This window comes from uncultured Ruegeria sp., assembly GCF_947497005.1.
In the GTDB taxonomy this organism is placed as follows: Bacteria; Pseudomonadota; Alphaproteobacteria; order Rhodobacterales; family Rhodobacteraceae; genus Ruegeria.
In genome coordinates, this window is the sequence record NZ_CANMFF010000020.1 from 53,822 (window position 1) to 70,786 (window position 16,965).

Sequence of the window (16,965 nt, forward strand, 5' to 3'; positions counted from 1 at the left end):
TGGCCGTGTAGCGCACTCACAAACCTGTGTTCGCGCGCGCGGCTATCTCTCGTGTTTCTTCAGCAGGTAGATATCCATGATCCAACCATGATCGGCGCGGGCGCGGGCACGAGTGTCGAGGATCTGCCGGGCGACCTGATCCAAAGGGCCACTGATCAGCAGTTCTTCTTTCATACCCACATAGGCACCCCACCAGATGTCAAAATCCGCCATATCAAGAGATTGGAACGAACACTCTCCATCAAGCATAACGGCGACTTTTGAGGCCGCTTCAGGCCACCCGCCATCCCGGATACGGCGCCCGGTGGTCACAACGTAAGGAGCGCCCAGTTCGTTGATCGGGATTGCATGAGCCGCAGTAAGCGCCTGCAAGGCGGTGATGCCGGGGATCACCTTTGTGTTAGGTTGAGGGTCCAGTCGTGCCGCGATGCGTAACGAACTGTCATAAAGGGACGGGTCCCCCCAAATTAACAGCGCCACGTGTTGTGCCTCAGGGTGAGCGTCCATCGCCTCTTGCCAGCGCAGGGCAATAGCGTCGTGCCACTCGTCGACGCCGCGTAGATAGCCATCATCCGCGCGGCGTTTGGGGATGTCGAAATAGGCGATCTGGGGCTGGGTTTCGGTGACTTGCGCTATTATATCCTCGCGCAGCCCGGCCAGATCGGCCTTGTTTTCACCCTTGTGTGGGATCAGGATCAAATCTGCTTCTCTGATCACCTGCGCGCCCTGAAAAGTCACGTGATCTGGGTTGCCGGTGCCAATACCGATCAGGCTCAGATCAATCATCTTCGAATTCCGCCAGCGGTCCATAAAGGATCAGGGCTGGGGCCGTGCCAATCTCTGATTTCAGCTGCTCTGCCAGTGTACCAATCGTAGCGCGCTTCAGTTTTTGATCGGGGGTCGAAACGGATTCGGCCATTAGGGCGGGTGTATCAAGCGGTAAGCCATGGGCGTTTAAAGCCTCGACCAGCATAGGAAAGGTACGTTTGCCCATGAACACCACAGTGGTGGCCTGAGGGTCTGCCAGTGCTTTCAGGTTCAGATCGCCCGGCAATTCACCGCTGACATCATGGCCGGTGACGAACTGCACGCGCCGCGCAGTCAGGCGGCGTGTCAGAGGAATACCTGCCGCCGCCGCCGCAGCCACAGCCGAGGGGATGCCGGGTATGATCTCATAAGCAATGTTGGCCGCACGCAAGGCGACAAGCTCTTCCTCCAGACGTCCGAACATGCCGCCATCACCTGACTTCAGCCGCACGACGTGCTGGCCGGTCTGGGCGTAGTCTACAAGCAACCTGCTGACATGGTCCTGCTTGGGCGACGGGCGTCCGGCTCGCTTGCCTACACCCACCAGATCGGCATCCGCGCGAGCATGGCTTAGAATTGGGCCACTGCTCAGGTCATCGAACAGTACAGCGTCGGCTTTTTGCAACCGATCTACAGCCTTCAAAGTCAGCAATTCCGGGTCACCGGGGCCCGAGCCGATGAAGGAGACAAAGCCGCTCATTCAGATGCCTCCGCGATCAGATGAAAGAAGGTACCTGTAACGTTGCCACACACGGACCCTGTCTGAGGTCCCTCCGCGCCTTCGGCATCGAACACACGCGCGAGCGGCGCGTCTGGTTGATCTACAATGGAAGAATAGTGAAACTCATGCCCGCGCAGCACCGCCCCTTTGGTAAATCCGGGCAGCGGTGCCAACAACTCGGCCTTGCGATAGCCAAGGTTGAATTTACGTTTCTTGTAAGAGGTCACAAGACCCAGCAGCCCGGCCATCTCATGTTGCACCCCGTCTTTGTCGATCAGGGCCTGGCCAAGCGCCATGTAGCCCCCGCATTCGCCGTGCACCGGTTTGGTCTTGGCATGATTGCGCAAACCGCTGAGGAACGTATTGGCATCGGCCAAAGTTCCCGCGTGCAGTTCAGGATATCCGCCGGGCAGCCAGACCAGATCGGCATCTGCCGCCGGGGCTTCATCGGCCAGTGGCGAGAAGGGCAAGATCTCGGCCCCGGCTGCGCGCCAACCTTTCAGCAAATGCGGATAGGTGAAGGAAAACGCCGCATCTCGGGCCAATGCGATCCGTTGAGCAGGAGGGCGCGGCAGCGCGGTTGACGATGGCCCAATGGGGCCTGAGGAAGCCGCCCGCTTGATCGCTTCAAGATCCACATGTTCGCGCAGAAACGCGGCATAGCTTACAATAGCACTTTCCAGATCCGGGTGTTCGATGGCCTGAATCAACCCCAAATGCCGCTCGGGCAAGGTCAGATCACCACGGCGGGGCAGAACACCCAGTACCGGCAGGCCAGCCCGTTCCATTCCCAAACGGGTCAACCGTTCGTGACGCGGACTCGCGCAGCGGTTCAGGATCACTCCGGCGAAGGGCAGGTCGGGGTTGTACATCTTAAACCCCAGCGCCGTGGCTGCTGCCGATTGTGCCTGACCGCCGACATCCAGTACCAGTACAACGGGCCACCCCATTCGCAACGCGGTTTCAGCACTTGAGCCATGACCCAGCTCTCCCGGTTTGGCCACGCCATCGAACAATCCCATCGAGCCTTCGGCGACCACGATATCCGCACCATCAGCCTGCGCTGAAATCGAAGTCATAAGCGGATCGCCCATCGCCCAGCTGTCCAGATTGAACGAGGCCCGGCCAGCGGCGGCCCGATGGAAAGCCGGGTCGATATAGTCTGGCCCGCTCTTGAAGGGCTGCACGGTCAGGCCATCCTCGGCAAGTGCACGCAAAAGGCCCAGCATGACTGTTGTTTTGCCGGTACCCGAAGATGGTGCGGAAATCAGAATGCCCGGAGGGTTAGTCATCACCATGGCTCCAGCTTGACCAAGGACTCTCGGCATTTTGCGGGCGATAGCGACGATCGTAATCTTTTGAATACAGGCAGCTTTCGTCGAAACCTTCGCCTGCCAGTGCCGGACCGACCATGATCAACGCGGTGCGCGAGATGCTTTCGTCCAGCGATGCCTTCAAGGTTTCCAGTGTTGCACGGATGATTTGCTCGTCCGGCCAACTGGCCCGATAGACCACTGCCACTGGGCAATTGGCGCCATAGGCCGGGATCAGGTCGGCGATGACCTTGTCCAGATTGCCGATCGACAGGTGAATGGCCAGTGTCGCGCCGGTGCGGGCGAAGTTTTCCAGCGTCTCGCCTTCAGGCATGGAAGACGCGCGCCCCGGGGTCCGGGTCAGGACCACCGATTGTGCCAGCCCGGGCAAGGTCAGCTCGGTGCCGAGCGCAGCTGCGGCGGCAGCAAAGGATGGAACGCCGGGTGTCACGCTGACCGGGATTCCCATTTCCTTAAGACGGCGGATCTGTTCGCCCATGGCCGACCAGACCGACAAGTCGCCCGAATGCAGGCGTGCCACGTCCTGTCCTGCTTTGTGGGCGGTTTCGATTTCAGCCATGATCTGGTCCAGATCCATCGGCGCCGTGTTCACGATTTTTGCGCCTTCGGGGCAATGGCTCAGGATTTCTTCCGGCACCAGCGAACCGGCATACAGGCAAACCGGGCAGGCGGCGATGATGTTGCGCCCGCGCAGGGTCAGCAAGTCGGCAGCGCCCGGTCCGGCGCCAATGAAATGAACGGTCATGTTTGTCCTCCGATGGCAATGGCGCAGGTCGCCAGCCGGTCGTCTGAAATCTGTCTGGGGGAAAGCAGCCGCGCGCCGGGTCCGGCAGCGGCCAATGCGGATGCTTCGGCCACGCTGCCGGTACCATAAGTGGCGCGGCTGCGATTCGAGCATGAAAGGGTGCGCTGCCCGGCCAGATCGGCGGGTACAACAAGGTGCAAGGGCACAGCAAGGGCTTCAGCAAAAGCCGTCAGCGCAGGGTGGCCATCTTTGTCAGCGACAGTCGCCAGCGCGCCAATGTCATGATTACCTGATGCGGCTTCAAACGCAGCGCGCAAGCTGTCCGCCGTTGCAGCGGAAGAGAAGCCAAGGCCAGCAACGATCATAGCGTTACGCTCCACTGCACCACCGGATAGGCGGATTTCCAACCGCGCCGCGGGCCAAGAGGGGCCGATTGCGCGAGTTCAATTCGCAGAAGGTCGCCGCCAAGTTTCTCTTGCCAAAGGGACAGCATGGCCTCGCTATCTAATGTAACCGCGTTGGCAACAAGGCGAGTGCCGCTGGGCAGGCTTCCCTGCAGCCAGGTCAACAGATCAGGGCTCAGACCACCTCCGATGAAGACAACATCAGGCGGTTCCAATCCGTCCAAAACATCCGGCGCTGTGCCATGGATTACGTTCAACCGGTCCTGCCCCAGCGCGTCGGCATTGCGGCGGATACGTTCCGCCCGGTCGGCACGAGGTTCAATGCTGGTGGCCGTGAGGGTCGGATCACACATCAGCCACTCGATGCTAATCGAACCGGTGCCTCCGCCGATATCCCACAGATGCTCGCCCCGTTGTGGCGCGAGCGCCGAGAGGGTCAGCGCACGGATCGGGCGTTTCGTGATCTGCCCGTCCGTTTCAAAGATGTCGTCCGGCTTGCCGGATGCTTTGGAAAGGGCACGACCTGCGCCGGTGACTTCCAACCCGACGCACACGGGGTGGTCGAACGTGCCCAGCAGCGCCTCGGTCAATGTGACGGTTTGAATGTTTTCGCGTGGACCACCGAGGGCCTGCATCACGTGCAGGGCCGAGTCGGCAAAGCCGGTTTCGGTCAGGTATGTTGCCAACTCCGCCACCGCCTTGCCGTCGCGCAGCAACAGGATTGCATGGAGACTCGGAGCCAGATGTGGCCGCAAACGGGTCAGGGGAGCAGCGTGCAAACCAAAGGTCAGGGTGCTTTCCAAGGGCCAGCCGAGGCGCGCGGCGGCAAGCGAAAAAGTGGATTGGCCGGGCAGGGCGGTCCATTCGCCAGCATCGAAGTTACGCGCAATAACGGAGCCCGCTCCAAACCAGAACGGATCACCCGAGGCCAGAACAACGGTTTGCTTTCCACGCAATCCCTGCAGAATCGGTAATCCATCCGAAAACGGCACTGGCCACTCGACGCGTTCCGCCCCGGCTTCAGGCAGCAGTGACAGGTGACGGGGCGGCCCCATGATGACCTCGGCTCGGTCCAACACTTGACGGTTTGCGGGCGAAAGGCCATCAAGCCCATCTTCGCCCACACCCATAACCGTTAGCCACGGAGATTCAGACATGACAAACCTCCTGATCCTTGGCGGCACAACCGAGGCCAATGCGCTGGCGAAAGCCGTCGCGGAACAAGGGATTGCGGCTGTATATTCCTATGCCGGACGGGTGGAACACCCGCGCCCACAGCCTTTGCCAATGCGGGTTGGTGGTTTCGGTGGTGGAGAGGGTTTGGTCGAATATATCCGTGAGAACAAAGTCACCCATCTGGTGGACGCCACTCATCCTTTTGCGGCCCGGATGAGCGGGAATGCAATCGAAGCTTGCCAGGCGACGCAGACCTCTCTGGCCGCGCTGACGCGCCCGGCTTGGACGCCTCAGTTGGGCGACAATTGGCGTCATGCCCCGGACATCACGGCCGCAGTCGAGGCGCTTGCGGGCGATCCGCTGCGCGTGTTCCTGGCCGTCGGTCGTATGCACCTTCTGGAATTCTCTGCCCAACCCCAGCACCATTACCTGCTGCGTCTGGTGGATGAACCCGACAGCTTGCCCCTGCCAAATGCCGAAGTTGTGGTGGCCAGAGGGCCGTTTGCCGAAGCTGAGGATCGCGCGCTTTTGCAGCGCCACGACACGCAACTGGTCGTGTCCAAGAACGCAGGCGGCTCTGGCGCGCGCGCCAAGCTGGACGCCGCGCGGGCGCTGGGCCTGCCCGTGCTGATGATCGACCGCCCGGTTTTGCCGCAGCGGACCGAGTTTTCGACTATCGCACAGGTTTTGGACTGGGTGTCTCATCCCTGATCCTCATCCGGAGTGAAGCGCGGGGTGTAAACGATGGGCGTGCCGTTGCGCTCGATCACACGGGTGCGGGATGATCCGACAATGACCACTGTCTGCATATCGGCCATTTCGGGCGTGGCGTCGGCCAGCGTAGAAATTCGGATTGCTTCATCTTCGCGCGACACGGCGCGGGCAAACAGGATCAGCCGCTCGGGCTCACATTCTTCGCGCAGGATTCCCAGCGTTTTTATAAAGCCTTCCGGGCGGGATTTCGATCGTGGATTGTAGAAAGCCATCGAAAAATCAGCCTGTGATGCAAGGCGCAGTCGCTTTTCGATCAGTGACCAGGGTTTGAGATTGTCGCTGAGGTTAATAGCACAGAAATCATGCCCCATCGGAGCGCCAGCCTTGGAAGACGCAGCCAGCATCGCGGTAATCCCCGGCAAAACATCGATCTGTAGATCGCGCCATTCTTCTGGACCGTTTTCCAGTGCTTCGAAGACGGCGGCAGCCATGGCGAAGACACCGGGATCGCCGGAAGAAACGACGACGACGCGTTTCCCCTCGGTGGCCATCTGTAGTGCATGTTGCGAACGGTCGATTTCGACCCGGTTGTCGCTGGCGTGAAGGGTCAGGCCCGGGCGTTCGGATACACGGGCTACATACGGGATATAGCCTACAACATCGGTGGCTTCGGCCAGTGCCGCCGTTACTTCAGGTGTAACAAGCGCTTCGTCACCCGGCCCGAGACCGGCAATCTTGACCCAACCGCTCATGGTCGACGCCCCTGGCCATGGACGACGATGATCGAGAAATAAGGGGTGATCTTTTCGCAGGCTTCCGACAGTTTTGTCACTGTCTGGTTTGGCATCTGCGCATATTCGACGATCCATGCCCGGTCATAAAGACCCGCGGTCCTCAGAGCGCGTTTTACCTTGTCGATGTTCCGCCCGATTTTCATCACGACTAAAGCATCGGTTTGGGCCATGCGTTCGGCCAAAGTGTCTTCGGGTAGGGTGCCAACCAGCACGGTCAGCACATCGTCACCCCAGGTGATCGGATCACCTGTCGCGGTCCATGCTCCGGACATGCCGGTGATGGCAGGCACGACTTCAACAGGTGTATCTTCCCGCAACCGGTTGTAAAGATGCATGAAAGAGCCGTAGAAAAACGGATCGCCCTCGCACAGAACCACGACATCTTCGCCCTGTTCGGACAGGTTCTTAAGATGCTTGGTACAGTCCTCATAAAACGCAGCCAGCAATTCGTTATAGCGTGGATCTGTCACCGGGATCTCGGTTGTCACGGGATATTCCATCGGGAACTCGACCGCACCTTCGAGGATCATCCCGTTGACGATCTTGCGCGCCTGACCGCTGCGCCCGGGTTTGCGAAAGAATGCCACGTGCTTTGCATTGCGCAGCAGGCGATCAGCCCTGACACTCATCAAATCCGGGTCGCCGGGCCCCAGGCCCACGCCGTATATGGTGCCCATGCTCATTCCGCCCGGCTAGCGATGGCGTTGATGGCCGCCACGGTGATGGCGCTGCCGCCCAGACGACCTTTGACAATACAGGACGGCACCGGTTGGGCCTCCCACAACGCATCTTTGGATTCCACCGCGCCGACAAAGCCAACAGGGCAGCCAATGATCGCAGCTGGACGCGGACAATCGGGGTCTTCCAGCATATTCAGCAAGTGGAACAGCGCTGTGGGCGCATTGCCGATGGCGACAAGCGCGCCCTCCAGATGCGGACGCCACAGCTCCAGCGCGGCCGCAGAACGGGTGTTGCTCATCTCGGCGGCCAGCGGGCGTACGCGTTCGTCGTGCAGCGAGCAGATCACCTCGTTATTGGCGGGCAGGCGAAAGCGGGTGACGCCTTCGCTGACCATGCGGGCGTCGCAAAGGATCGGCGCGCCGTTTTCCAGCGCGGTACGGGCGCTGACAACAAATCCCGGCGAGAAATGCACAAACTCTTCCAGCCCGACCATCCCGGCAGCGTGGATCATACGGACGGCGACCTGCTCTTCATCAGCGTTGAACCGGGCCAGATCAGCCTCCGAGCGGATGGTGGCAAAGCTTTCCTTGTAGATCGCCGCGCCATCGGTTTGGTATTCATAGGGCATCAGGTGAAATCCATGGTCATGAGTGTTTCGGGGTCGAGCCCACGCTGGCAGGGCTCATCTCCTGCGCGGCCCTGTTTGACAAGATCAAATCGTCCGTTGTCGCCAACCAATGTGATATCTGCAAGGCCCATACGCGCACATCCCTTGGCGCAGCCAGAGACATGCAGGCGTCCAGAAACCTGAGGGGCTAGAGCACGGGCGATGTCGCGGGTTTCCACCTGAGCCTGTGGGCAGAATGGTGCGCCGGGGCAGGCGTCGGTGGTCATCAGCGGGTCGGTGCTATCCGTGACAAACTCCGGGGCTGGTATCGCCGCCCCGCCTTCCAGCAGGATCAGCCGCCACGGGGTGACACGCAGGGCAGTCGCGCCGCTATCGTCAATCAGATCATAAAGCTTGCGCGCCGGCAGCGACCCAAAAGCCGCGCCGTACAGAGCGCCGAGCTCACACGGGCCCGGTTGCAATTTTGCGCCGACGGGGCCGGGAGGGTATCCTTGCCATTCCTGCGACAGCGCGTCGACGACCGCCGCCATGCGGCGAGCCTCGGGTGTGTAGGTCTTGGCAAACCACCGTGCCAAAGCGATGACGTGGTCAATCGCATCGGTCTTGGTCACACGGCGCCCAGTTTCGCAGCCGTCGGCACGCAAGATCAGGCCGTCAGCATCGGTTTCCAGACGAATATCCGCTGAATCCGTGGTCAGCAGACGCACGGGGCCGGTGTCGATCGCAAAGCCGAATTTGGCAGGTAGGGCTGGCAGTTCTGCCAATCTGTCGATCAATTCCCGCGTCAGACACGCGGTCAGGTCGCCTGCCTGATAGAGCGGCGTGACCAGAATATTGCGGCGCACCTCAATGCCGGGTTCCGCATCCAGCAGGTTCAGCGCCGCGAGTTCCGTAAGCAGCGGCTGATGATCGCACTCTTCCACGCCACGCAATTGCAGGTTGGCGCGATTGGTCAAATCGATCGAGCCGTTGCCAAATCGATCCGCCAGATCACACAGACCCAGCGCCTGAGCGGCATACAATCGAGCCAATCGGGGGCGTACTCGTACGACCAGTCCGTCGCCGGACATCATCGGTCGATGGGCGCCGGGGCACCAGCCCTGAACGATGGGCGTGCTCATTTCAGCCCCTCCAGATCCGCCCGGATCGAATTTCTCCGGGTATTCCAAAGACCAGCCTCTAGCAGTGCCCGGAACCGGTGCTGCATCGCCTGATGGGCGTTCGGGTTGGCCTGTTGCAGAAAGGCGTCCACCTCTTCATTGCCCAGCGTGGCATCATGGTAGAGGTCAAACAGATGTGGCGCGACTGTGCCAGACAGATGCGCGAAAGATGCCATATGATCCAGTGTCGCTGCAATCTCGGCAGCGCCCCGGAACCCATGCCGCTTCATTCCGGCGATCCAGCCGGGATTGGTTGCGCGGGCGTGGACAACACGGCTGATTTCTTCCGGAAGTGTCCGGGCACGCGGGTTTTCCGGATTGGTGTTGTCCAAATGATATAGCTGCGCACTGCCACCGCTGATCTTCTTGGCGGCGGCAAAACCAGCCTCGTGCGTGGCATAGTCGTTGGCCAGCAGCAGGTCGGTCTCGGTCAGGTCCTGTAAATGGACAAAGCTGTCTGCGCCGGCAACGCGCTGGATGATGCCGTCCTTGTCGTGCGCAATAGTTTCGCCTTCCAGCGCAAAGGAACTGGCGTCCAGCCACGCCTCACCCGCCTGAGCGCGGGCGTCATCTGTGTAGATTTCGGACAGCTGGGTCATGTTGACGCCATAGCTGCCGGGCGCGGGCCCATAAACGCGAGCTGAGGGGTCCTGACCTGCATAAGGGTTCCAGTCGGGTGCTTCGTCGCGCGCAGACAGCGCACGGACGGCTTGACCAAAAAGCGCTGACAGTGTCGGGAACACGTCCCGGAACAGGCCTGAGACCCTCAGAGTCACATCAAGTCGCGGACGGCTGAGGTCTGTGATCGGCAGGACTTCGATGCCTGAAACCCGCTCGGACCCTTTGTCCCAAACCGGCTTTACGCCGAGCAGTTGCAATGCCATGGCGAATTCTTCGCCTGCGGTACGCATAGTGGCTGAGCCCCACAAATCGACGATCAAACCTTTGGGATAGTCGCCTTCCTCCTGCAGATGGCGGCGCACCAGCTCCTCGGCCAGTTTCACACCTTGCGTATAAGCCGCGCGGGTCGGAACGGAACGCGGATCGGTGGTGTACAGGTTCCGTCCTGTGGGTAGCACGTCCGAGCGTCCGCGATAGGGAGAGCCTGACGGCCCGGCCTCAATCCGCTTTCCAGCCAGCGCATCGATCAAGGCGTTTCGTTCGGCATGAGCTGACGGGGCGGGGTCAAAATTTCCTGTCACCTCGGGCACACGGCCAAAGATGTGTAAACCGTCACCGAACTGACTTTCTTTGATGTCACAGACAAAGCGGTCAATGCGTGTGATCGCCTCGGCAACGCAGGTGGCTTGATCGAGGCCAAGATCGCTTTCCAAGCCAATGGCCTGCGCCTCGTCCCGGATATCTTCCTGCAAGCGGTCGCGGCGTTTGGGGTCCAGACCGTCAGCGTTCGAGAATTCATCCAACAGGGATTCCAGCCGTACCATGCGGTCCGGCGTGCCGCTTTCCTTCATCGGGGGCGGGATGTGTCCCAGCGTGACGGCGCCGATCCGGCGTTTTGCCTGCGCAGCCTCGCCGGGGTCGTTGACGATGAAGGGATAGATCACCGGCAGATCGCGGATCAACGCTTCGGGCCAGCAATCGGCGGAGAGCGCGACTGACTTACCCGGTAGCCACTCAAGCGTGCCATGGGCACCGATATGGATTAACGCGTCTGCGCCCAATGCATTGCGCAGCCATAGGTAAAAGGCGACATAGCTGTGGCGAGGAGTGCGCGACAGATCATGATAATCGTCATCGCGGAGTTCGGGCGTTCCGCGTTCGGGTTGCAGCGCGACCAGAGCTTTGCCGCGGCGCAGGGCTGCGAAGTGAAACGCGCCATCAGCGAAGGCTGGATCGTCTTCGCAATTGCCCCAAACCGTTTGAAGGTCGGTTTGCAATTGTTCTGGAAATTGGGCCAGAGCGCCCAAATACTCTTCCAGCGGCCAGGAAATCCGGGCGTCTGGCAACGTCTCGGAAATTGGTTCTGCCGGTGCGATATCATAGCCTTCGCCTTGAAGATCGGACAGCATTGCCTCGGCAGAGGCCAGTGCGTCCAGACCCACCGCATGTGCCATCTGCCAATCTTTGCCGGGATAGGTCGACAGCACCAGCGCAGGGATCTGATCCGCCTTCGGTTTGTCATTCAGGCGCAGCCAGCCTGACACGCGGTCGATGATGGCTTCGATCCGTTCCGCCTCGGCCCGGTGGGCGAAGCGGGAATACTCCAGATGCGGGTCACGTTTGCCCGGTTCCTTGAAGGACGCAATGCCCGCAGAAATCCGCCCGTCCACCTCGGGCAGCACCACATGCATTGCAAGGTCGGCAGGTGAAAGACCGCGTTCCGCTTCGGCCCAGGCTTTGCGCCGCGAGGTGGCAAGCGCGACCTGAAACACAGGCACATCCGCTGCGTCCAGCGGCGACGTGCCCGATGCGCCCTTACCTGAAAATGAAGTTGCATTGATGATCGCGGCCGGAGCCATTGCCACGACCTGTTCGCGCAGCCAATCGGCGGCTGCAGGAGCCTTGAGCGACGGGGCAAACAAGCCCATCGCATCAAATCCCCGGGCGCGCAGGCTGCGGATCAAAGCCGCAACCGGAGCCGTATCCGCCGAAGTCAGATAGGCGCGATAAAACGTGACGAGAATGCGCTTTCTGTCGCTTTCAAACGCTTTCTCCTCTGATACTACGCCTCGATCAGGACACCATGCACCGCATTCGGGCAGGGTCTTGGCCCCCATCACCGGCCCCGCGTAAAGCCCCGCCGCCAATGCCATCTGTGCCAGCGCCGCTTGTGCCGCGACCTCGCCACCCGTGCCACAGAGATGTCCCAGTCGCCGCAGGGTCGAGACAGGCAGGGTGGAATAGTCATCCAACCGCGTATCCTCACGCCCATCCGCAGGCAGCACGGCGAGGGCGATGCCTTTGGCCTGCGCCAGCGAAAGAACCTGTTGCAGGCCATAGGACCAATAGGGCACGCCACCGATCAGGCGGATCAGGATGCCTTTGGCACCTTCCAACGTCTGCTCGATATAGGTATCGACCGACAGTGGGTGTTTCAGCGCCGTCAGGTTTGCCAACCGCAGGGTCGGCATCCGCCCTTCCGGCCCGCCACCGCGATGCCAGCCCGCCGCAAAAGCACCAAGGTCACTGTCGGAAAAGGACAGCACCACCAGATCCGCTGGGCTCTGGCCCAGATCGGTTGGGGTCTCGGTTTCCTCGAGCCCGTGGCTTTCGCGGAAGACGACGTGCATGGGTCTTACTCGGCAGCCTCGGTTACACCCACAAGGATATCGTGGATTTCGGCCTCTTTGATGTCGTCATGCTCGGCGATGACCACCAGACGAGAGCGGCGTTCCTCGCCGGGCGCCCACGGGCGGTCATATTGGTGACGGACGCGTGCGCCGACAGCCTGAACCAGCAGACGCATGGGTTTTCCCTGAACGGCAGCATACCCTTTGACACGCAGGATGTTCAGCTCTTTGGCAAGAAGTTCGATCTTGGCCACCAGATCAAGCGGGTCGCTTTGTTCCGGCAGCTCGACAATGATGCTCTCGAAATCGTCATGCTCGTGATCGTGGTGGCCATCATGATGCGACGGACGGGCGTCCATGTCATCTTCGGCGGCTGCCTCAAGGCCCAGCACGACGCGTACGTCCACGACGCCCTCGGCGACCTCGACCACGGGCAGGGGGCGCGGCGCTTCGGCTGCGATCACCTCTTTCGCTTTGGCCACACCTTCCGGGCCGGCCAGATCGGGCTTGGTCAGCAGGATGATGTCAGCGCATGATATCTGATCTTCGAACACCTCGGACAGTGGTGTTTCATGGTCGATCGAGTCATCGGCTATGCGCTGGGCATCCACCGCTTCGACATTGGGTGCGAAACGACCGGCGGCCACAGCCTCGGCATCAGCCAGCGCAATAACACCATCCACGGTGATTTTTGAACGGATATCGGGCCAGTCGAAGGCTTTCAGCAGCGGTTTTGGCAGTGCAAGGCCCGAGGTTTCGATCAGGATGTGATCGGGGCGTGGCTCCAACGCCATCAGTGCCTCGATTGTAGGAATGAAATCATCAGCCACAGTGCAGCAAATGCAGCCGTTCGCTAGTTCCATGATGTTTTCTGCAGGGCAATCAGGGATGGCGCAGGACTTCAGGATGTCGCCATCGACACCCACGTCACCAAATTCATTGACGACAATGGCTAGGCGCTTGCCTTGCGGGTTCTGCATCAGGTGGCGCACCAGTGTCGTTTTGCCCGAGCCCAGAAAGCCGGTGATCACGGTGACTGGAAGTTTTTCAAGAGTGCTCATTTCAGGCTCCAATCGGGGGAATGCGCGAGGCGCAGTTTTTGCGGAAATGTTCAGGGCGTTCGCGCCATTTCACCAGACCATCCTCTGTGGCAAGATATTTGCTCGCACCGTCGACAATGACGTCGACATGATCGGTCTCGTTCAGGTTCTCATATACGAAAGTCCATCGATCTGGCCCACCGCGCAAAACTATCGAACAGCCCTGATCGCAGTTCGACAGGCATTCAACGGCTTTCAGGATAACACCCTCAGGCAGGCCCGCCTGTTCCAGTGCCTTGTGCAGCAAACTGCCCGGGCGCTGCGCGTCATCCTCGACGGGCAGGCCGCGCCGACAAGTGGTACAGACCAGCAACTCGACTGGTTCGGTCTCGGTCATGTCTCTCATCCCCCCAAATCCTCTTCGCGGGGGACGGGGTTTCATGCGGGCCACGGGTGGTCATGGACCCGACACCGGAACACCCCGCCCGGTTTAAACTTCGGATGTTGGCAGGTCTCCCGGCTTGCGGATACCAGAGGCGAGCCTCTGTCGGATGTCCCGCCTTCCCGGCCTTTTGGCCAGTGGCATTGGGCATCCTCTCCGTTCACGGTCGCGGGGGCGGCTGCGTTTGGCGGCCAGGCCGTTGACGCATTCCCTTTTCATCGGCTCTCACCGACACCAACGAAAGGGACATGCGGCACCGCTGGCCCGCTTGTCAAGCGAGTCGCGCGTAACAATGATGCAGAGGGATGGAAAGCGACCTGTAGGCGTCGATGGGCGGCATCGCGTGCCGGAGTTTCGTCTGGGATGAGCACGGCGATTATCAACATCATATAGAAGGTAGCCCACTGTAATGACCGGTTGCCTGAGCTGAGCCTTTTTGAACGAGGGAAAAGGCCACCGGATACTCTCGATCTTCTCGCCTTAAAATATGAGGTTGATCATAACCAGCGAGACAACCAGAAACAGAGCCGTCATAACCCCGCCCGAGCGCACGAAATCCATCACCTTGTATCCTGCCGGGCCCATAATCAGGGCGTTCACCTGATGGGTTGGGATGATGAAGCTGTTCGAGGTAGAAATGGCGACCGTCAGTGCAAAGACGGATGGGTTTCCACCAGCTGCCACCGCAATTGATACCGCCAGAGGCACAAGCAGGACTGTGGCGCCGACATTTGACATGACCAGTGAAAAAGCCGTCGCAAGAATGGCAATGCCGGTTTGCAGGGACCAGAGCGGCCAGCCGTCCAGAATGACCATGATCTGCTGCGCAATCCATGCAGCGGTGCCAGTGTTCTGTACGGCTTGACCCAATGGTATTAGACAGGCAAGCAGAAAAACGGTGTTCCATCCGACAGCGCGGTAAGCCTCATCCACGCTCAGCACGCGAGTCAGCATCATGCCCGCCGCGCCAGTGAGCAGACACAGCGAAAGCCGGACGTCCGTGAACAAGATCAACGACAGTGAAATGGCGAAAAACGCCAGCGCCCAGCCGACCTTCTGCGGCCTCAATTCGTCTTGCGGAAAATCCGTTGTTACAACGACGAAATCCGGATCGCGCTTGATCCGCATCAGGTTGTCCCACCTTGTATGCGCCACAAGCATGTCACCGGCATGGAAATTTTCGAGCCCAATCTGAGTGGATTCGTGATCGTCAGTCTCGACATGGCTGAGCGTTTCTTCCCCCCGATGAATGGCCAGCAACGACATGCCATAGGTCTTGCGGAACAAAAGCTCGCGGGGGCATTTGCCGATCAGTTTGCTGTCAGGGGTGACAACCACCTCGGCCACACCCGCATTTGTGGGCGCGAACTCTTCGACAAAAATGTCCAGATCGGGAAGAACGGTCAGGCCGTATTTCTTTGCAAACTCTTCGACTTCCCAACGTCTTCCTACGATGGCCAACCGACACGGTGCTGCGATTTCGGCCGTCAGAACTTGAACCATCGAGGTCTTGCCGCGATAGAAGGTGGAGATAATATAGAGATGGTTTTCATGGTTGATATCGGCCAGGATCTCGCCAACCAAAGGGCTGTCTTCTGGCACCACGACCTCAAAAACATCCGCTTTGAGCCCATAGACCCGTTGCAGATATTCCTGTGTTCCCTGTCCAGTACCGGTATTGTCAACCCCTTGGGCCTTGGGCAGAACCCAGCGCCCCAACAGCAGAAAATAACCGATTCCCGTCAGGATCAGAACGGCCCCAATCGGTGTGACCGAGAACAATCCGAAAGGCTCCATTTTCTGCGCGTCTGGCAACCCGTCATTTGCCGTCTGGATTAAATCATTGAGCAGGATAAGAGGCGATGAACCGACCATCGTCATCGTACCGCCCAAAATAGCGCAGAATCCCATCGGCATCAGCAGGCGCGAAAGAGGTATACCTGACCGCGAGGAAATACGGCTGACAACCGGCAGGAACAGAGCGGCGGCGCCGACATTCTGCATGAACGAAGAAATGACGCCAACGGTTCCCGAGATGATTGGAACAACCCTGCCTTCGGATTTACCACCATATTTGAGGATGACGGCAGCTACCTTGTTCATGATACCCGTCTTGTCCAGTCCGGCTCCTACAATCATGACTGCGATGATCGAGATGACGGCGTTGGATGCAAACCCATCGAATAATCGCGGCACATCCGCTAGGTTTTCAAGACCGGGCGCATAGCTGAGCAAGCCAATGAGAACCAGAACCAATATGGCGGAGAGGTCGATCCTGACGATCTCGGATACGAACAAGAAAACGGTGAAAGCCAGAAGGGCGCAAACGACCCCCATTTCGAAGGTAAAGGCTATGTGTTCCACAATACGTCCAGAACTTTTTCTTTGTTTAACTCCTAGAACATCGCGCCCGCCTTGTCATGAAATATCGTTTTCTACCAGATTTGAGACACAAAATTTCCCGGCGGGAAGGGCGATCGAAGTAACGAATTGTGCAGAGTCGCGTAACGATCTCGTCAGAATGAAACGTTTGCAGGGAAGCATGAGGAAAACGGCAAATTTGCATGTTCACGATACCGCTGAAAAATACCGAAGCTGGTTGGATGAAGGCACGCTGAGCCGCAACTTTGGCGCCACCGGGAAATATTGCAGTAGAGTCTTCATGAGATTTGGAGGCGAGTACCGGAATCGAACCGGTGTACACGGATTTGCAACGGGACGATACCATGAAATATTATTATAAATCAATATTTTAATCGTAAAAAAATAAACTGTGTGCCGTTTTGTGTATCTACGGAAACGACTTCAGTGTGCTTTCCCAGTAAGCGTATACATTATTCGCCTCCGTCAAAAAACTTACGTATTGGCCACCGTCGTTGACTACTATTCCGCCTCCGTATGCAACGCCGTAAGCTTCTCCATAGCCAACCATAGAAGTGTCAGAAATGTGTGAGGCGTTTGTTGACGGCGATGACAGAGATACATGCTTAGAGGCTGACCTGCCCCCCGAGGCTCCCTCATTCATAACGAGAGTCTGCGGGTCTGGTCTTCATATTCGTCGTCGTTGG

15 protein-coding genes and 1 riboswitch are annotated in these 16,965 nt (G+C 59.3%); of the genes, 1 reads left to right on the plus strand and 14 read right to left on the minus strand.

Going from position 1 to position 16,965, the window contains the following annotated elements; all coding sequences use genetic code 11:
• Positions 1–42 precede the first annotated feature (42 nt).
• From cobF to cbiE, 6 genes are read right to left on the minus strand one after another with little or no spacing between them, the layout of a single operon-like run.
• A complete protein-coding gene (gene cobF, locus Q0816_RS21615) occupies positions 43–786 on the minus strand; it encodes a precorrin-6A synthase (deacetylating) (protein ID WP_298854517.1) in 744 nt (247 codons plus the stop codon).
• Positions 779–1,507 (minus strand): uroporphyrinogen-III C-methyltransferase, encoded by a 729-nt coding sequence (gene cobA, locus Q0816_RS21620; RefSeq protein ID WP_298854518.1) that lies wholly within the window; start codon positions 1,505–1,507, stop codon positions 779–781. Before cobA ends, cobF begins: the two co-directional genes overlap by 8 nt.
• A complete protein-coding gene (locus tag Q0816_RS21625; protein ID WP_298854519.1) occupies positions 1,504–2,826 on the minus strand; it encodes a cobyrinate a,c-diamide synthase in 1,323 nt (440 codons plus the stop codon). The genes cobA and Q0816_RS21625 overlap by 4 nt, the downstream gene beginning before the upstream one ends.
• Positions 2,813–3,607 carry a precorrin-4 C(11)-methyltransferase gene (cobM, locus tag Q0816_RS21630; protein WP_298854521.1) on the minus strand — a complete coding sequence of 265 codons (795 nt, stop codon included), beginning with the start codon at positions 3,605–3,607 and terminating at the stop codon, positions 2,813–2,815. The genes Q0816_RS21625 and cobM overlap by 14 nt, the downstream gene beginning before the upstream one ends.
• Positions 3,604–3,972 carry a cobalamin biosynthesis protein gene (locus Q0816_RS21635; protein WP_298854523.1) on the minus strand — a complete coding sequence of 123 codons (369 nt, stop codon included), beginning with the start codon at positions 3,970–3,972 and terminating at the stop codon, positions 3,604–3,606. Before Q0816_RS21635 ends, cobM begins: the two co-directional genes overlap by 4 nt.
• The gene (gene cbiE, locus Q0816_RS21640; RefSeq protein ID WP_298854525.1) at positions 3,969–5,168 is read right to left on the minus strand and encodes a precorrin-6y C5,15-methyltransferase (decarboxylating) subunit CbiE; all 1,200 of its coding nucleotides are present in this window, start codon (positions 5,166–5,168) and stop codon (positions 3,969–3,971) included. Before cbiE ends, Q0816_RS21635 begins: the two co-directional genes overlap by 4 nt.
• On the opposite strand from cbiE, the gene Q0816_RS21645 reads away from it, so the two are divergent.
• Positions 5,167–5,898, plus strand: coding sequence for a cobalt-precorrin-6A reductase (locus Q0816_RS21645; RefSeq protein WP_298854527.1), 732 nt, complete (start codon positions 5,167–5,169; stop codon positions 5,896–5,898). The two genes, cbiE and Q0816_RS21645, sit on opposite strands and share 2 nt — an antisense overlap.
• Here the strand turns inward: Q0816_RS21645 and cobJ are convergent.
• The 8 genes from cobJ to Q0816_RS21685 all read right to left on the minus strand — a co-directional run bounded on the left by cobJ (position 5,889) and on the right by Q0816_RS21685 (position 16,234).
• Positions 5,889–6,653 carry a precorrin-3B C(17)-methyltransferase gene (gene cobJ / locus Q0816_RS21650; RefSeq protein ID WP_298854529.1) on the minus strand — a complete coding sequence of 255 codons (765 nt, stop codon included), beginning with the start codon at positions 6,651–6,653 and terminating at the stop codon, positions 5,889–5,891. The genes Q0816_RS21645 and cobJ overlap by 10 nt on opposite strands.
• Positions 6,650–7,378 carry a precorrin-2 C(20)-methyltransferase gene (locus Q0816_RS21655; protein WP_298854530.1) on the minus strand — a complete coding sequence of 243 codons (729 nt, stop codon included), beginning with the start codon at positions 7,376–7,378 and terminating at the stop codon, positions 6,650–6,652. Before Q0816_RS21655 ends, cobJ begins: the two co-directional genes overlap by 4 nt.
• Positions 7,375–8,004, minus strand: coding sequence for a precorrin-8X methylmutase (locus Q0816_RS21660; RefSeq protein ID WP_298854532.1), 630 nt, complete (start codon positions 8,002–8,004; stop codon positions 7,375–7,377). The genes Q0816_RS21655 and Q0816_RS21660 overlap by 4 nt, the downstream gene beginning before the upstream one ends.
• A complete protein-coding gene (locus Q0816_RS21665) occupies positions 8,004–9,125 on the minus strand; it encodes a cobalamin biosynthesis protein CobG (RefSeq protein WP_298854534.1) in 1,122 nt (373 codons plus the stop codon). Before Q0816_RS21665 ends, Q0816_RS21660 begins: the two co-directional genes overlap by 1 nt.
• Positions 9,122–12,415, minus strand: coding sequence for a cobaltochelatase subunit CobN (cobN, locus tag Q0816_RS21670; RefSeq protein ID WP_298854536.1), 3,294 nt, complete (start codon positions 12,413–12,415; stop codon positions 9,122–9,124). Before cobN ends, Q0816_RS21665 begins: the two co-directional genes overlap by 4 nt.
• Before the next feature lie 5 nt (positions 12,416–12,420).
• Positions 12,421–13,476 carry a cobalamin biosynthesis protein CobW gene (gene cobW, locus Q0816_RS21675; protein WP_298854538.1) on the minus strand — a complete coding sequence of 352 codons (1,056 nt, stop codon included), beginning with the start codon at positions 13,474–13,476 and terminating at the stop codon, positions 12,421–12,423.
• A gap of 1 nt (position 13,477) precedes the next feature.
• On the minus strand, positions 13,478–13,852 hold the full coding sequence (locus Q0816_RS21680) for a DUF1636 domain-containing protein (protein ID WP_298854540.1): 375 nt from the start codon (positions 13,850–13,852) through the stop codon (positions 13,478–13,480).
• A 91-nt stretch (positions 13,853–13,943) separates the two neighbouring features.
• Positions 13,944–14,151: riboswitch (cobalamin riboswitch) on the minus strand.
• Between the two features lie 226 nt (positions 14,152–14,377).
• Positions 14,378–16,234: an SLC13 family permease gene (locus Q0816_RS21685; protein ID WP_298854544.1), complete on the minus strand. Its 1,857-nt coding sequence runs from the start codon at positions 16,232–16,234 to the stop codon at positions 14,378–14,380.
• Positions 16,235–16,965: the final 731 nt, after the last annotated feature.

Excerpts from the sequence above, each read along its gene's own strand:
- cobN (WP_298854536.1), bottom strand. The coding sequence starts at position 12,415 with ATGCACGTCGTCTTCCGCGAAAGCCACGGGCTCGAGGAAACCGAGACC.
- Q0816_RS21655 (WP_298854530.1), bottom strand. The coding sequence starts at position 7,378 with ATGAGCATGGGCACCATATACGGCGTGGGCCTGGGGCCCGGCGACCCG.
- Q0816_RS21635 (WP_298854523.1), bottom strand. The coding sequence starts at position 3,972 with ATGATCGTTGCTGGCCTTGGCTTCTCTTCCGCTGCAACGGCGGACAGC.
- Q0816_RS21665 (WP_298854534.1), bottom strand. The coding sequence starts at position 9,125 with ATGAGCACGCCCATCGTTCAGGGCTGGTGCCCCGGCGCCCATCGACCG.
- Q0816_RS21645 (WP_298854527.1), top strand. The coding sequence starts at position 5,167 with ATGACAAACCTCCTGATCCTTGGCGGCACAACCGAGGCCAATGCGCTG.
- cobJ (WP_298854529.1), bottom strand. The coding sequence starts at position 6,653 with ATGAGCGGTTGGGTCAAGATTGCCGGTCTCGGGCCGGGTGACGAAGCG.
- Q0816_RS21680 (WP_298854540.1), bottom strand. The coding sequence starts at position 13,852 with ATGACCGAGACCGAACCAGTCGAGTTGCTGGTCTGTACCACTTGTCGG.
- Q0816_RS21625 (WP_298854519.1), bottom strand. The coding sequence starts at position 2,826 with ATGGTGATGACTAACCCTCCGGGCATTCTGATTTCCGCACCATCTTCG.
- Q0816_RS21660 (WP_298854532.1), bottom strand. The coding sequence starts at position 8,004 with ATGCCCTATGAATACCAAACCGATGGCGCGGCGATCTACAAGGAAAGC.
- cobW (WP_298854538.1), bottom strand. The coding sequence starts at position 13,476 with ATGAGCACTCTTGAAAAACTTCCAGTCACCGTGATCACCGGCTTTCTG.
- cbiE (WP_298854525.1), bottom strand. The coding sequence starts at position 5,168 with ATGTCTGAATCTCCGTGGCTAACGGTTATGGGTGTGGGCGAAGATGGG.
- Q0816_RS21685 (WP_298854544.1), bottom strand. The coding sequence starts at position 16,234 with ATGGGGGTCGTTTGCGCCCTTCTGGCTTTCACCGTTTTCTTGTTCGTA.
- cobA (WP_298854518.1), bottom strand. The coding sequence starts at position 1,507 with ATGAGCGGCTTTGTCTCCTTCATCGGCTCGGGCCCCGGTGACCCGGAA.
- cobF (WP_298854517.1), bottom strand. The coding sequence starts at position 786 with ATGATTGATCTGAGCCTGATCGGTATTGGCACCGGCAACCCAGATCAC.
- cobM (WP_298854521.1), bottom strand. The coding sequence starts at position 3,607 with ATGACCGTTCATTTCATTGGCGCCGGACCGGGCGCTGCCGACTTGCTG.